Source organism: Aggregatibacter segnis ATCC 33393, assembly GCF_900476035.1.
Taxonomy (GTDB): Bacteria; Pseudomonadota; Gammaproteobacteria; order Enterobacterales; family Pasteurellaceae; genus Aggregatibacter; species Aggregatibacter segnis.
In genome coordinates this window covers 263,182-278,396 of sequence record NZ_LS483443.1, presented here as the reverse complement: position 1 = coordinate 278,396, position 15,215 = coordinate 263,182, and the positions used below count along the sequence as shown (strand labels likewise).

The following is a 15,215-nucleotide window of genomic DNA, read 5'->3' as shown; positions in this document are numbered from 1 at the left end:
GATTGATTAAATAATAAATTATCTTGAGTGTTAAATATTGAAATACAAATTTGCACTCAAGCTAATGCTTAATACAAACCTTCTCCAGTATCGTACGAAAACGAGTTGAAAACTCATTGTGAGTTGATGATGTTGAGTTATATAAATAATAGGTTTTAATGTCGTAACCAAACCCTTCAGGTGCCGGTGAAGACAGTTCCTCATCATCAATATAACGACCATATTTAGTATTTAATTTCTTGCGTAAAGCTTCTAAATTATGAATCCATTTTTTACCATTTTTAATGAAATAACGTCCGTTATAAGCACGTTCGTCTCTTACTTCAACAAAACCTGCAGCAATAGCGTTAATTTCACTTTCAGCATAGGAAGGATTAAATATTACTTGTGTTGCTTTATGATGCATTCTTAAGTTCAACATATTTCCTCCTTACTTATTCTTTATGAATACATCATAAATGAGAAAATAATGTAAAAAATAAAATGCAAATTTGTATATAAAAGAGATTAAGCGGTGATTTTATTTAGATGGGATTATTTATTTTGAATTGAGGGTTGAGAATAGATAAGAAAAATTTGTATTTTGAAAATACACATTTTAAAAAATGCTAAAAGTGCGGTTAATTTTAGATATGTTTTTAATCTCTTTGAAACGGGAAGGGTTCTTTCGATGTATGGATTGAGTTTTATACCATTCATCTAAAAAAGCTAATATAAATTCCATGTTTCCTCCTGCTTTGTTTATCCTATTTAGATAGGAGCAGATTTTCGGCTCTGCATACCGCCAAGTTAATCCTTGGTTGTGTTTTCCACCACTCTTTCTACAGCTGCAGCGATGGCTACGACGACTAAGCGTTCAAACATATTTTTTCCTCTTTTTGGTATTATTGGGTATTTGCACTTTGAGTCTGCCGACTGTCCATTTTCTGCTGTGACACACGGTGTGACATTTATTTTTTCCAAATAATCACGATTTTGATTAGCTCAGAAATCATTTTTTCCTCCTTTCTGTTATTGAAGATAAATAAAGTATGGCAATTTTACGGTCTTGCCAACCGAGAGGTTAATCCTCGTCCATAACGTAATCGACGACCTCCTTTGCAATGGTTGTTACAACGATTTCAGCAACGACTGTCCACATAATTTTTTCTCCTCTTGTTTATTGTTTGGTTAAAGATAATAACGGTATTTTTTGGTTTGTTTTGATTTTGCAAATTTGTATCAGATTTGCTAGATGACCGTGATAACCGCCACGGTGAGCGGGTAGTTTGACTACTTGTTTTTTTTGAGTTCATCAATTACAGCCTCAGCAATACGAATAATGACATCAAGCATATTTTTCTCCTTTTCAACATAATTATACGAATGTATAGATTTTCGGCTCTATATACCGGCGCATTTTCCGCTGCGGCTCACGGTCGTATTAAAAACGAGCGGGAGGTAATAATACGAAATCGTAGAAATGTTCAGATGTTGTCATGGTGTTTCTCCTGTGTAATTTAATGGTATTAGTTTAGTAATAATTTAAGGACGTTGAGGGTTTTGCAAGTTTGTATGTTTAAGGCTTTTGGTTTTCATCATCATATTGTTTTGATGAAAACAGCATGGTGAATAAAGGAGAGATGGGAGTGGAATGCTGGTTTGTAGAAAAGAAAACCGCCACAAGGGCGGTTGATTTTAGATGATGAGTTTCAATCCCTTTGGAGCAGGGCGGGGTCTTTCGACTGTGTGTTAAAACATCACTACTGAACAAGTAGCTTAGTTTCAATCCCTTTGGAACAGGGCGGTGTCTTTCGACATATAAAAGAATGGCAATCAAATACCACCCAGAGTTTCAATCCCTTTGGAGCAGGGCGAGGTCTTTCGACATATGACATCCGTGTTTACAAAAACGGTGCGCTGTACTTTCAATCCCTTTAGAACAGGGCGGGGTCTTTCGACCACGAGACGCAAGTCAATTTAAAAGAGCGGCAAATGTTTTAATCCCTTTGGAACAGGGCGGGGTCTTTCGACATCCTGCGTGTGAAGCTTTTCAAGAACCGTCTGGGTTTTAATCCCTTTGGAACAGGGCGGGGTCTTTCGACCACGAGTATAATGGCGATGAATTTTATTCGCTGTTTTAATCCCTTTGGAACAGGGCGGGGTCTTTCGACCATTCAAGTCTCTTATATTCATCAAATATCCTTTGTTTTAATCCCTTTGGAACAGGGCGGGGTCTTTCGACTGCGGGGGTGGTTTGGTGCCTTGATGGATAAGGCTTGGGAGGATCGCTTCCCAACTTTTCCCCTCATGCGAAAAGTAAGGTATGGGTTTGATTAAATATTGAACGATTTCATCCATTTTCTTTTTAATGTTTGTTATAAGTGCGGTGATAAAAAACGATATTTTTTATGTGATTTTTGTGCGCCATTTTACCTCACTTTCTCCACATTTTCATCTCTGTTTATAGGGTGCATTCATCGGTCCGTTTGGATAATGCTTTGGGGTAGGCTTTCTTTTTCTAAGAGTTATTGGATTTTTTGTTGCGTGATATTATAGGTGATAAGGTATTTTTGAGGTGGGTTTGCATACAGTTCTTTTGTAAAATAACATTAAGAGCTGATAGTACTTTTCGCAATTTCCGGCTTGCGATACCGCCATGTTTATCGCATGGATTGAGTTTTATACCACTCATCTAAAAAAGCTAATATAAATTCCATGTTTCCTCTTTCTTTGTTTATCTTATTTAGATAGGAGCAGATTTTCGGCTCTGCATACCGCCAAGTTAATCCTTGGTTGTGTTTTCCACCACTCTTTCTACAGCTGCAGCGATGGCTACGACGACTAAGCGTTCAAACATATTTTTTCCTCTTTTTGGTATTATTGGGTATTTGCACTTTGAGTCTGCCGACTGTCCATTTTCTGCTGTGACACACGGTGTGACATTTATTTTTTCCAAATAATCACGATTTTGATTAGCTCAGAAATCATTTTTTCCTCCTTTCTGTTATTGAAGATAAATAAAGTATGGCAATTTTACGGTCTTGCCAACCGAGAGGTTAATCCTCGTCCATAACGTAATCGACGACCTCCTTTGCAATGGTTGTTACAACGATTTCAGCAACGACTGTCCACATAATTTTTTCTCCTCTTGTTTATTGTTTGGTTAAAGATAATAACGGTATTTTTTGGTTTGTTTTGATTTTGCAAATTTGTATCAGATTTGCTAGATGACCGTGATAACCGCCACGGTGAGCGGGTAGTTTGACTACTTGTTTTTTTTGAGTTCATCAATTACAGCCTCAGCAATACGAATAATGACATCAAGCATATTTTTCTCCTTTTCAACATAATTATACGAATGTATAGATTTTCGGCTCTATATACCGGCGCATTTTCCGCTGCGGCTCACGGTCGTATTAAAAACGAGCGGGAGGTAATAATACGAAATCGTAGAAATGTTCAGATGTTGTCATGATGTTTCTCCTGTGTAATTCGATGGTATTAGTTTAGTGATAATTAAAGGTTGTTGAGGATTTTACAAATTTGTATGTTTAAAGTTTTTGGTTTTCAACATCACATTATTTTTTATGAAAACAGCATGCTGAAGAAAAAGGGTGGGGGAGTGAAATTTAAATTTCTAGAAAAGAAAACCGCCACAAGGGCGGTTGATTTTAGATAAGTTTTAGTCGTTTAAGATCGGATTCTATTTTCGATACATCAATATTATCTAAGTGAATATTGAGTTCATAATTGCCTGTTTTACGGTTAGAAGATGGAATATAAGCACTCTTTGCACCCTTTCCTAAAGAAAAACTTGCCATCACTTTTTTATTAATATCGGTACGAGATTCCGATAAAACATTTTTTAAATCGTTGTTAGCACCTTTCAAGCGATTCTCCATTTCAACGTCATTTTTCATTTGGCTGTAAATGTTCAAATAAGTCGCTATGGTTCGAGCTTCTTCACGATTCCCCGTTCCAACGTTCCAGCCTTGCTTTTTCGCAATAACAAGACTTAAGAACAAGGCATAGCCTCTTGGTGCAAGTTTGATTGTTTTTGAACCGAATGTAACAAGGCAATCTTCTATGGGTGAAAGAAATGTGAGCGAAGGTGCTTCTAACAATGCCTGTGCATTTTTTACCGAATCACTATAAGAAATAGCTTGTTGTTTGAGATCTTCAGGCACACCTAAACCTAAACGAACCCAAGGGATTTCGGCTAACATAATATTAGCTTGTGATGCGTCTAGCTCCTTGCCATTTCGGTCATTCACGATACGATATTCTTTAGGTTTGCGATAATAGAAATTTGACAACGTTTCAAATTCTTCATCCACTAAAACATGAGAAAGACTATCCTGTTCACGCCCATAGAGTGACAGCGCATAACCCATAAAAAAGCCCATGGTTTTCCGCCCACCAGCAATAGAAACGTGTAGTTGAGTTTCGTCATCTTGGCACAATTTACCGACTAACTGCACAATGCTATTTGCGGCCTGTTCGTTTTCTTTTGGTGTGCGAATATCCGGTAATTGTTCACCGTTCGTATCTTTAATAATATGTACGCAGTCTTCATTAAAATGAATATGATCAAAACCATATTGGCTGCCATAATCTTCAATAAACTCTTGCAAAGCTCCTTTTCGTTTGCCCTCAATGCCAAGTAATGCGGAAAGTAATTCATTTCTTCCTTCAATTGTTGTAATTACTTGAATTTCCGTTGGAATAAAGTTTTTTTCTGTTACTAAAGCATAAAGTGTTTCGGTGACAACTGCAGGGGACTTTCCTGTGACAGAGAGTAAAATGCGTTTGTTGTAGGTTTTCATTATTTTTTAATCCAGCTTTGAATTCTTTCTTTTAAATTTTTAATACGATAATCATCAATGATCTCAATATTATCTTTTTCTGCCCGACGTTTTATATTTTGGGGTATTGCATAGAAACTCACTAAACAAACTTTTGTTAATGAACCGCCATAGCCTTTTAAGGAATTTAATTTATCTAAATAGCTCTGTAATTTATCCTTATTTTCTGTATTTTCAAAATTTATCGTTTTACACTCAATGATATGACACTTATTTTTTGCCATAAAGATAACGTCTAATTCATTATTCACACCAACTTTGTTTTTCTCATATTTTGAATTTACTACTTCTACATTCCAATCAGCATCAATAACATCTGCAATGCTGTTAGCTTGTTTATAAGTAAAATATTCCAACCAGTTTCCATTCAAAAAGCTTCTTGTCTGTTCATTCTTAAAATCTACGATATCACCATTCAATCTTACTAGATCTTCATCTGCAAGATCTTCCAGAATTAATTTAAGATCATTACTGTAGTTTGTGAAATTTGTTTCTAGTTTGCTATTAGAAGCATTAAAAGCTAATAAATTCAATTTTGAAATAATATCTTTATAATCTTCTTGTCTTCTTACAAAGCGTTCGGTAAATACACCTAGTTTATAGAAGTTAAAATCATCTTTGTTTTTTAATACACTGACTCCATAACTTGAAAGATAAGTATTAATTAAGGTTTTGGTGTTTAACTTTTGTACAGGTATATGTTTATCATTTTCTTTAGAAATAAAAATAATTTCTTCTTTATTTGTATTTATATAAAAAATAGGCTTAACACCAGAGAAAACATTTTGAGCAGCGATTGCCATTAATTTTGTTCCGCCAGTTACATTCAATGCAATGTTTTCATTTTCATAGCTTGATAACAAATCAAATAGTTCAGTTTCCATACTTTGGAAATCAAATTCATTAGAAAGCTCTAAAATATCTACGTCAATGTCGTTTTGCTTAAATGCTAGTTTAAGAGAATTTGCCTTTTCTTTAATTTCATCTTTTGTAGAAACAACAAAAACAGCTTTTTGAGGTTTAAATTCACTATCCAAAATAGGTAATAAGTTTGGTGCGGCTTGATCTGACACTAAACACACATGAATATCATATTTTTGCATAAAAACGCCTATAATTTTTCAATTCTAAATGGTTGAATTGAGCATTGTTGCTCAGTTAATTGTTTGCAAGTTAATTCTATACCACGTTGTTCAGGTGTCACATTAATAGAAAGAAAATAAAATTTTGCCCCTTTTTGGCACACTTCTGCTGCTAAATGAATCGGAAGCGTGCCAATCACTACATCGTTGGCTTGCACCAGTGATGTATCTAAATGGCTTTCAAATCGATTAATCTGAATGTTTTGCTGCTTCACCCACTCAATCGCGCCGGGGTGTCTTGAAATAAACCATGTTGTCATATCATTCTCCTTAAATAATTAAAACCATATTTTAACAAGTAGTTTATTTCTGATTGGAAATTACAAATTTGTAATCCGATATTTGCCTAATCCAAAAGTGGCATTTTTCCCACAATGTAGCCATTGCCCGATGTAAAGTAATTTGGCTAATTCAGGGGATAAATTGTTGAATTGCCACAGACCGATGACGCCTCCTAATTTCATTTTATGATCTTGGCGGGAGGAATAGCGCGTCCAATCTTGCCATTTTAAATGTTTATTATCTTGAATTTGTTCGATTTGGTTTTTTAGCAATCCAAAATCTAGATTCAAGGGTTCAGAATGAAATTCGCTTAATAAGGAAAGGCGCTTGGCTAAAGAAATAAAAAATCGTTCTGCCGTAATCTCATTTACTCGCAAAGGCTTGCCATTTTCTTGCAGCCTTAAAGGCGTATCAATTTTGATTTGTGCCACGCTATCAAGTGCGGTCGGAATTTCGATTGTTTTTTGATGTTCGATGATATTTCCGTTTTGTAAAATGGATTGTCGGGTGGTTAAATTTGACTCAACTTTTGCTATATCAAGTAAATTTGCCTTTCCCCGCCCGACGTTATATTCAAAAGCCCGTTTGAAAGCAAAAGCAATGAGGGGGAGCTGTTCAATCAACCGTCCAAATAGCACAAGCGAAAATGTTAATGTTTCACCTTCGGCATAAAGTCGCTCTCCCCATGCTGGCGGTTCAATAATATAGCCGTTCGGCACTTGACTGAACTTTTGTAATTCATGCTCTGTCGGTGCGGGCGTTTCAAAAATGTTGGTGTAAGGGCAGGTGCGATAAAGTGGGCAACCTTTGCAATCCTCTTGTTTTGTCATGCAGGAAATTTTCCGCAAAGCACGACCAAAGGCTCCACGCAAGGTGGAGCCTGAATATTCCGGTAATAAAATCGGCTCGCTCACAACAAAATCAAATTGATAGCGGGCTATGGGGAAAGAATTTGGAATCATTCTGCCACCAGTTTGTTACGCAATTTTTTAAATTCTACGGCTGATTTTGCTTTTAAATTGCTGAAACCACTTAAGCCATCAACATATTTTTGTAACCCTTCATTTGATTTTGTTGGATCAAGTTTTTCATAAAGATAATGACGATCTTCTTTATTCCATTGTTGAGCATCTTCCAACAATTTTTTGGCTTCACTAAAAATAGGTGAAACCGTAAATGGTTTTCTTTCCTGAGAATTCCATTCAACCAACTTGGCTTCTACTAAACGTTGATTGTCCGAAAGCGAATCTAACAATGCTAGCTTTTCTTTTTCTGCTTGTTGTTCCGCTAAGCGTTTTGCTTCAGCTTCTGCTTGCAAGCGTGCTTGTTCCGCTTTTTGAGCTTCGCGTTTCGCCAAAATTTCAGAACGATCAAATTTTGATTTTGGTTGAGCTTCACACCACGTTTTTAAGGCTTCATTTTCCGTAGTGGGATCAACTTCAATTAATGCCCAACCGAAGGGAAGAAGATTATTCTTTTGTGTTTTTGAGTCCGCAGAAAGCCAATAAGTTGTAGCTTTGTCTTGATAATAAACCTCTTGATTTTTCTTAGGCTTAATCTCTATTTGGGCGACATTTTTTCCTTTAAGAACTTTACTATCTGATCCATTTTTACCTAATCTAATTAAAAATCCAGCTTTATTAATTATATTTAATATACCATTGAGATAATTTTGAGAAACAAAACCTTTAGCAACTAGGTCTTCCATTTCTTCAATGAATATTTTTTTATAGTATGAATCATTTATAGTTAAGTATTCATTCAATGAAAGTAATTTATTAACTTTATCATCTAATATGCTTAAATTAGCTGAAAATGCTCTATATTGACCTGGTAGGATGCTCTCTCTTCTCTGTACAATTTTTGTATTAAATGTTTTCTCCCCATTTTTTAGTTCACGATTAAAATTTAAGCAGTAAAAGATCTTGGTTTGTACATTATTTAGAGGAGAAAAATCACTGAATTTTATACTTCTAAATTCATTATGTGCAAAATTCTCTTTTACTTCATCGAAGCTCTTAAGATTATTTATATTATATAGATAATCTTCATTTATTTTTTGTGATATAAGACTTAACGCTGTTTTAGACGTTTTCTTTTCTCGTTTAATCAGAGGATTGCCGCCATTGTCAATATGTCTTTTTGATAACACTGGAGTAGTAAAAGCACCTTTAAAACTGCTTCCTGGAATAAATGCCAAACCTTGGTAAGGTAGATATGCAGTTCTTTCAATTTGTAGTTGATTGAAAACTTTATTTCCATTTTTCTCTTTGTGAGCAGGGTTCTCTATATTTTTATTATACTCAGATACAAATCCTTTAGTTATAGCACTAAAATACTGAGATAAGGGGATAATTTTACTCTTGTTACTAGAGAAAAAATTATGAATAGCGAGAATATCTTTATTTACTGCATTTAACAAATTCGTTCTCTCCCTCTCATTTAACATTAAATGGCTAGGTTCAAAATTAAATAAAGTTTCATTATCAATGACATAATTCGTCGGCTCAAAATCTTCCCCGCAGCCAATATGTATTGGGCTTAATGGGGTTAAATAAACGTTGTGGATTTGTATAAATGGTTTCATTTGTGATCCTTATGTTCAAAATCGACAAATAAATTTAAGACGGGAGCATAGCTTTGATGCACGGCTTCTGGTTGAGCATAAGACACATTGCCTAATCCATTACCTAAAAATAAACGGGGTTGATAGTTTTCAGGTGTAAAAATGGCTGCTGGTTTTGCCAAAATAATCGGCTTTTTAAATGGGTTGGAGCTTAACGCTTGAATGTCACCGTGGCGACCAAATCTTGTCGTAATTTGGTAGTAGCAATACTCCTTGTTTAAACCTAAACCTTGCGGGGCACAATTGGCTAGCGTTAAATAGCAATTTGCATTCGGTTGAGCAAAATCGAAGGCTTGTGGATTTTCACAACGGAATTTGCCTAGCCCGATAGAGGCATCACGTCCAAAACCAATATTTCCGACATCTTGAAGTACTATTTGTAACGCTTCCAATGAAAAGCGATTTTCATCTAACACAACATAGAGCTCGAATTTTTGTTGTGCGCCAAACCAGGTTAGTTCTGTGGAATAAGGCGCAAATTGTCCATCACCCGTGGTATTTGTTTGGCGATCAATAGTGTTGTGAAACTGATCTTGAGTTTCTTTTTTGAATTGAAAATTCGCTTGTAAAGCACATTCTTGCCAAAATTTCACCGCGCTTTTTTCTGTATCGGTGATTTTGACCCATTGGGCTTTTTTTAAGCTTTTGCGATCGGTTTCTGTTTTGGTTTCCCAAAACGTTGATGGCAAAGTCGGTAAAGGCAAAAAACTTTCTGGAAAAGCATCCGATACCACCATAAATGGGCGTTGTGTGGTATAACCTTTAAGTAATTCACTTAAGCGTGCTTCACCAAAACGATTTCTCACTGCCCAACAAAGCTGACCAAATAAGGTATCGCCCACCAAAGGCGTTCCCATCGCACTTTGTGGTGTGAGTGTAAAACGATATAACTTCATAAAATCACCTTATTCGAAAGGTTTAATGTCGTCTAAATTACGAGCTTCGCCATCAACCGTTAATTCAGTAAATTTCACTTTACCGTAACCACGAGAACCGGAGCCGCCAAGACTGTCAAGTTCTAACAGTTTTAAGCCTTTTAACACTAAATCGAGAAGTTCCGGTTTATCGCCTTCAAATTGGCGTAACATCAATTTGAAATCAAATTCTGCACCAGCTGGCACACGTTCGGTTTGGCGCACACCACCACCTGTAGTAACCGATGTGATTCGGTCTATTGTATTTTCACTTTTCGTTTCCGTAATAATAAAGCCATCTTCACTATATTCATTTTTCCATTTTTTACTTAGAGAACAGTCCCAAAAAGAAAGACGAGATGCTTTTAATTCTACGCATAGCTCCTTATTATTTTCTGAATGACCTGCAAATCCAAATAAACGCAAAATATCTTTTACCGTTTCTTTGTTATGTATATCTTTTATGTTTCCTAAACTTAACGGTTCATTTTTTACCTCTCCTGAGAGCCATTCTAACAAAGTTCTGATTTTCCCTTTTAAACTTGAACCAGGAATATATGGCTCTCGAGTAATAGGGTTTCTTACAACTTGACTGTCAATTCCGCCAATTTGCATTTCACTATTTCCACTACCTATATGTAATCCAGTTTGTAAAACTAGTTTTGCTTTAATTTCAATAATTTTATTAAGTTTCATATTCAACCCCTTATTTTTCTAATTCTCTAGAATAACCTGTTACAGCTTCCATAAATAATTTTGCGTGTTGTAATGTTTTGGCATCTTTAATTTGGTCTATACAATGATTGAAAATACTTTGAAATTTTTCATCAATATGTCCTCTCCCTTTTGCATAGGTAACTTTTGCTTTTAACATTTTGATAAATGGTTCTAATTCTATATATTTTTCTTCTTTTGAAATTTTAGAGTGCTGAACACGTTCATTCCACATAATTAATTCATCATAGAATTTTCTAATCTGTGTTTTTTTGTTAACTTTACTATCTCTGATTTCTTTTGCTGCATTTTCTGCTACAGAATCAAAAATACCTGAGCCGGCTTCTGCTGGAAATTTAATTTTAGAAAGATCCATAATTTCTCCTAAATATTGCGTTTTTTATAAAAGTAGTTAAATAATGGAATAGAAAAATTAATTTTATATAATTCAATTCCATTTTTCCCTAATGTTTCAGAAAGTACTTTTAAAGCATCTTTTCGATCTTCTTCTCTTTTTATTTTATCAAGCACATATCGGACTGTTTTATAATAAAAACGACTGCGCCACATGGTGCTTTCAATATTTTCTGTATTTGCGGCTTGTTCACATAAACGAATTAATGAATAAAGATAAGAAGTCGAAATTTTATAAGTGTCTGCCAAGCGGTGAATTTCTTCCTCTAAACCACAAAGTTGTTTCCAATCCGCCCACTTCACCGACCGATTAAAAATTGTCACGGCATTTTTACCTTCCGCTGTAGAAACAGTTTTGCCTTTATCAATACCTTTCGCTTTCTCCAATGCCTCTTCCGCTAAATCGCCTAAACGTGGCACTGGAATATTGGATTTGCTCATGACCATTCCCACTGAAAAATGAATTTCTGGATTTTCTGCCACATAATGTGCAAAGGCTTGTTGCATTGCATGCGCCACTTTTTGTGTAGAATACCAAGGACCGATTAAGAAGAAATCATCGCCCCCCGCAAACACGGTGTACATATTTTGGCTTTGTTCCGAGCAATAGGCCGGCAACCAAAGACTAAAAAATTGGTTCATTTGGCGAGATAGCGCCGCCATTTTTGCGATGTTGGCAGGCTGAATGCCTTTTTGGAAAATCGTACCAAGATTATCCACATCACCTTTTAAGGTCATTAATGCTTTTTGTCCTTCATCTCTAGCTTGAATATCCTCAAAAGTAACAATCTTTCCTTCATCATCAAAAGGAACATAGGCGTTGATATAACGGCGGGCATATCCATTCCAAATGGTACTGTTTGTATTTTTTGGTAATGAGAAATCCCAAAAGCGATGAATCTTATGTACATGCAAACCGAATTTTCCGGTTTCTTCTTCCTCTTCGGTAAAAATTACATTAAAACCAAAAATTGGTAATTTCAGAATTTTAGTATCACTATCGCTATGAATTTTACTTTCATTATCTGTAATGATAATTCTGTCTTTTTTAGATAGCCATTTACCAATATTAATTTGATCTTCAGAGATAACAGAGTAGTTAACTTTTTTACCATCGATTGTAGGACAATCTTCTTCTTTTTGAGATGGGAAAAAGCTATTCATTTCACAAACACCATTTGGATATTCAACTTCTTGCACGCTTTGCGTGGTATCCGTTAAATCTAACCGCTTGAGTTTTTGTTCTTCTAAATTCTCAAATAATTTTTTAACTAATGTTTCGTAGTGATTTTGTTCAAAATCACTGTATTTTGCCGATTGAACTGCGATACCCAGCCCGATTAATCCGTAGGTTTCTTTAATAAACCATTGATTTAGTTCCGCTTGAACTTGTTTGATTGCCTCTTTTACTGCCTTGGTGTTTGGGGCAACAATTAAAAATTTCCCTGCGGCATTCATCATTTGAGAAGTGGTTGGCAGTTGACAGGCGTTTAGTACTTTTAGTGCGGCTAATTCGGTGAAAAGAGACACTTGGAAAGAACGCCCGCGTAAGATTTTTGCAGCGCCTTTGTTGGAAGCACTGCCTCCGGAAAAAATAAAATCTTGAATGCCGAAAAAGTCGCCTTGAATCAATAAAAATGGCTCTTCTTTATTGATTTCTTGATCTGCGAGTGCGACCACAAACGCTGCGACTGCTTTAGTGAAATCATAGAAAGAAATGTCATCACTATAAGGACTTGGCAAATTGCAAGTGAAGCATTGCATTGCGGTATCAAAATGATCTAGCCATAAACTTGGGTTATCACAATGAGATTTAGGAATCTTTGCGATCGCTTGAACAAACTTATCCCAATGTGTTGAAAGTGCGGTGTTGTTTTCTTCTTTTTTCGGGAAAATAGTATTCGGCGAAAGTGGTTGAAAATCATAAGAAAATTGTGTTTTTTTATTTTCTTGATTGATATTTTCAAACAAACTAAACAGTTTATTGCTTTCTTTTAATTCAGGTTGTTTACCTAAAACAAGGTGTTCAGCTTGTGATAAGAAAGGAGATATATCAACCTGTTTGAATTGGGACGGAAAAGAGGGAAGAGGCAAATGAGGTTCTTGTTTTTCAGCGAATAGCTTTAAATAATGGTGCAATACTGAAAAAGCGAGAGAAATTGTATGATCTGACATAATTACTCCATGTATCGAAATATTAAGTGAAGTATAAGCGAACCTTTAAAAATTATCACTAAATACAAATTTGTAAATATAATTAATATTATTAATTTATTTTAGCCGTTTTGATTTTTTCTTTATTTGAACTTTTAATACATCTTTGGCTCTAACAAAAGTGTTTATTATAGAAAAGTGCGGTGTTTTTTCGCCGTCTTTTTATTTAGTAAAAAAGGAAGAAAACATGAAATCATTAAAATCTTTGTTGGCGTTAGCAGTTGCTATTGCTGTTTCCTCCACTGCATTGGCGGAAGAAAGTGTTTTATCTGAAGTGAAAGAAGGCGCAAAATCTGCATGGCAAACTGTGAAAGAAGACAGTAAAGTGGCTGGTACTAAAATAAAGAATGGTGCAGTGAAAGTAAAAGAGACGACGAAAGAAAAATTCGGCGAAGCTAAGGATGCAACCAAAGAGAAATTTAGCGAAGCTAAAGATGCAACAAAAGAAAAGTTGACTGAGGCGAAAGAGGTTACTCAAGAAAAAGTTGCAGAAGGTAAGAAAGCGATAAAAGACAAATTACGCAATGACAAACCAGCACAGGTGGAAGATAAATCCACCGCGAAAGAAAAAAGTGCAGTGGAAAATAAAGCCCAAATGACGCAAGGTAAAAAAGTGGATGTTAATACAGCAGATGTGGCGGCATTAGAAAGTTTGTCCGGTATTGGTGAAGCGAAAGCCAAAGCGATTATTGAATATCGCGAGAAAAATGGCAAGTTTAAAAATCTCAGTGATTTATCCAAAGTTCCGGGTATTGGCGATGCGACATTAGAAAAAATGAAATCCCATGTGCGTTTTAATTAATTTCCCAAGATAAAAAGAAGGGCTGTATTGAACAGCCCTTTGTTTTTAGAAAATAGAGATTATTTTACTAATTGCACCAAGATACGGCGAATTGGTTCTGCTGCACCCCATAATAATTGGTCGCCGACAGTGAATGCCGCCAAATATTCCGGCCCTAAGTTGAGCTTGCGTAAACGTCCTACCGGAACGCTTAATGTGCCGGTGACTTTAGTCGGCGTGAGTTCACGCAAGGTGCTTTCTTTGTCGTTTGGAATGACTTTCACCCACTCGTTGTGTGATGCCAAAATTTGCTCGATTTCTGCCAGTGGAATGTCGCGTTTTAATTTGATGGTGAACGCTTGGCTGTGGCAGCGTAATGCACCGATACGTACACATAAACCGTCAACCGGAATCGGGTCGTCGCTTAAGCCTAAAATCTTATTGGTTTCCGCATAGCCTTTCCATTCTTCTTTGGTTTGACCGCTTTCTAATAATTTGTCGATCCAAGGGATCAAGCTGCCTGCAAGAGGCGCACCAAAATTATCAATAGGGAAATTGTTGTCGCGCATTTTCGCGGTAACAGCGCGTTCAATATCTAAAATAGAGGAATTCGGATCTGCTAATAAGCCTTTCACTTCACCGTTTAATTCGCCCATTTGCACGAGTAATTCACGCATGTTTTTCGCACCGGCACCACTGGCGGCTTGGTAAGTCGCAACGGAGATCCATTCCACTAAATCTTTCTCGAATAAACCGCCTAATGCCATTAACATTAAACTTACGGTACAGTTACCGCCCACATAGGTTTTTACACCGTTTTTCAAGCCTTCGCTGATGACATGTTGGTTTACTGGATCCAACACGATAATCGCATCTTTTTCCATACGTAGTGCAGATGCTGCATCGACCCAGTAGCCGTTCCAACCGGTGGCTTTTAATTTCGGATAAACTTCGTTGGTGTAATCGCCGCCTTGGCAGGTCACGATAATGTCCAGTTTTTTCAGCTCTTCAATATCGAATGCATTTTTTAAGGTACCGGCATCTTTTCCACTGAAAGTCGGTGCAGGCTGTCCAGCTTGAGAGGTCGTAAAGAAAACCGGATTGATATTTGCAAAATCATTTTCTTGTTGCATGCGATCCATTAAAACGGAACCAACCATTCCGCGCCAACCGATAAAACCAACGTTTTTCATAAGTTTGTCCTTCTAAATAAGATTGAAAATATGTTGTGTAAGCGCGTAATTAATAGCAAGAGAACATAAATAAAAGCAAGTATTTTTC

General features: G+C 36.1%; 12 protein-coding genes and 1 CRISPR repeat array. Of the genes, 1 reads left to right on the top strand and 11 read right to left on the bottom strand.

Going from position 1 to position 15,215, the window contains the following annotated elements; genetic code table 11:
* Positions 1–61: 61 nt before the first annotated feature.
* The 10 genes from DQN58_RS01400 to cas10 all read right to left on the bottom strand — a co-directional run bounded on the left by DQN58_RS01400 (position 62) and on the right by cas10 (position 13,114).
* Positions 62–421 (bottom strand): hypothetical protein, encoded by a 360-nt coding sequence (locus tag DQN58_RS01400; protein ID WP_006719564.1) that lies wholly within the window; start codon positions 419–421, stop codon positions 62–64.
* Between the two features lie 1,267 nt (positions 422–1,688).
* Positions 1,689–2,224: a CRISPR direct-repeat array (repeat unit 37 nt; unit sequence GTTTTAATCCCTTTGGAACAGGGCGGGGTCTTTCGAC).
* 1,429 nt (positions 2,225–3,653) lie between these two features.
* Positions 3,654–4,808 (bottom strand): CRISPR-associated ring nuclease Csm6, encoded by a 1,155-nt coding sequence (gene csm6, locus DQN58_RS01390; protein ID WP_006719560.1) that lies wholly within the window; start codon positions 4,806–4,808, stop codon positions 3,654–3,656.
* On the bottom strand, positions 4,808–5,950 hold the full coding sequence (locus DQN58_RS01385) for a Card1-like endonuclease domain-containing protein (protein WP_006719559.1): 1,143 nt from the start codon (positions 5,948–5,950) through the stop codon (positions 4,808–4,810). Before DQN58_RS01385 ends, csm6 begins: the two co-directional genes overlap by 1 nt.
* Before the next feature lie 8 nt (positions 5,951–5,958).
* A complete protein-coding gene (gene csx16 / locus DQN58_RS01380; RefSeq protein ID WP_006719558.1) occupies positions 5,959–6,249 on the bottom strand; it encodes a CRISPR-associated protein Csx16 in 291 nt (96 codons plus the stop codon).
* A 60-nt stretch (positions 6,250–6,309) separates the two neighbouring features.
* Entirely contained in the window at positions 6,310–7,233 is a 924-nt protein-coding gene (cas6, locus tag DQN58_RS01375) for a CRISPR system precrRNA processing endoribonuclease RAMP protein Cas6 (protein ID WP_006719557.1), read from the bottom strand.
* On the bottom strand, positions 7,230–8,858 hold the full coding sequence (locus DQN58_RS01370) for an RAMP superfamily CRISPR-associated protein (RefSeq protein ID WP_006719556.1): 1,629 nt from the start codon (positions 8,856–8,858) through the stop codon (positions 7,230–7,232). Before DQN58_RS01370 ends, cas6 begins: the two co-directional genes overlap by 4 nt.
* Entirely contained in the window at positions 8,855–9,793 is a 939-nt protein-coding gene (gene csm4 / locus DQN58_RS01365; RefSeq protein WP_006719555.1) for a type III-A CRISPR-associated RAMP protein Csm4, read from the bottom strand. The genes DQN58_RS01370 and csm4 overlap by 4 nt, the downstream gene beginning before the upstream one ends.
* A 9-nt stretch (positions 9,794–9,802) precedes the next feature.
* Positions 9,803–10,507 (bottom strand): type III-A CRISPR-associated RAMP protein Csm3, encoded by a 705-nt coding sequence (gene csm3, locus DQN58_RS01360; protein WP_006719554.1) that lies wholly within the window; start codon positions 10,505–10,507, stop codon positions 9,803–9,805.
* Between the two features lie 10 nt (positions 10,508–10,517).
* A complete protein-coding gene (gene csm2 / locus DQN58_RS01355; protein WP_006719553.1) occupies positions 10,518–10,901 on the bottom strand; it encodes a type III-A CRISPR-associated protein Csm2 in 384 nt (127 codons plus the stop codon).
* An 8-nt stretch (positions 10,902–10,909) separates the two neighbouring features.
* Complete coding sequence (gene cas10 / locus DQN58_RS01350) at positions 10,910–13,114, bottom strand: type III-A CRISPR-associated protein Cas10/Csm1 (RefSeq protein WP_006719552.1); 2,205 nt, start codon at positions 13,112–13,114, stop codon at positions 10,910–10,912.
* Positions 13,115–13,340: 226 nt separating this feature from the next.
* Here cas10 and DQN58_RS01345 point away from each other — a divergent pair, with 226 nt between their 5' ends.
* Positions 13,341–13,955: a ComEA family DNA-binding protein gene (locus tag DQN58_RS01345; RefSeq protein ID WP_032998010.1), complete on the top strand. Its 615-nt coding sequence runs from the start codon at positions 13,341–13,343 to the stop codon at positions 13,953–13,955.
* Between the two features lie 59 nt (positions 13,956–14,014).
* On the opposite strand, the gene asd is transcribed toward DQN58_RS01345, so the two are convergent.
* Complete coding sequence (asd, locus tag DQN58_RS01340; protein ID WP_006719550.1) at positions 14,015–15,127, bottom strand: aspartate-semialdehyde dehydrogenase; 1,113 nt, start codon at positions 15,125–15,127, stop codon at positions 14,015–14,017.
* Between the last annotated feature and the right edge of the window lie 88 nt (positions 15,128–15,215).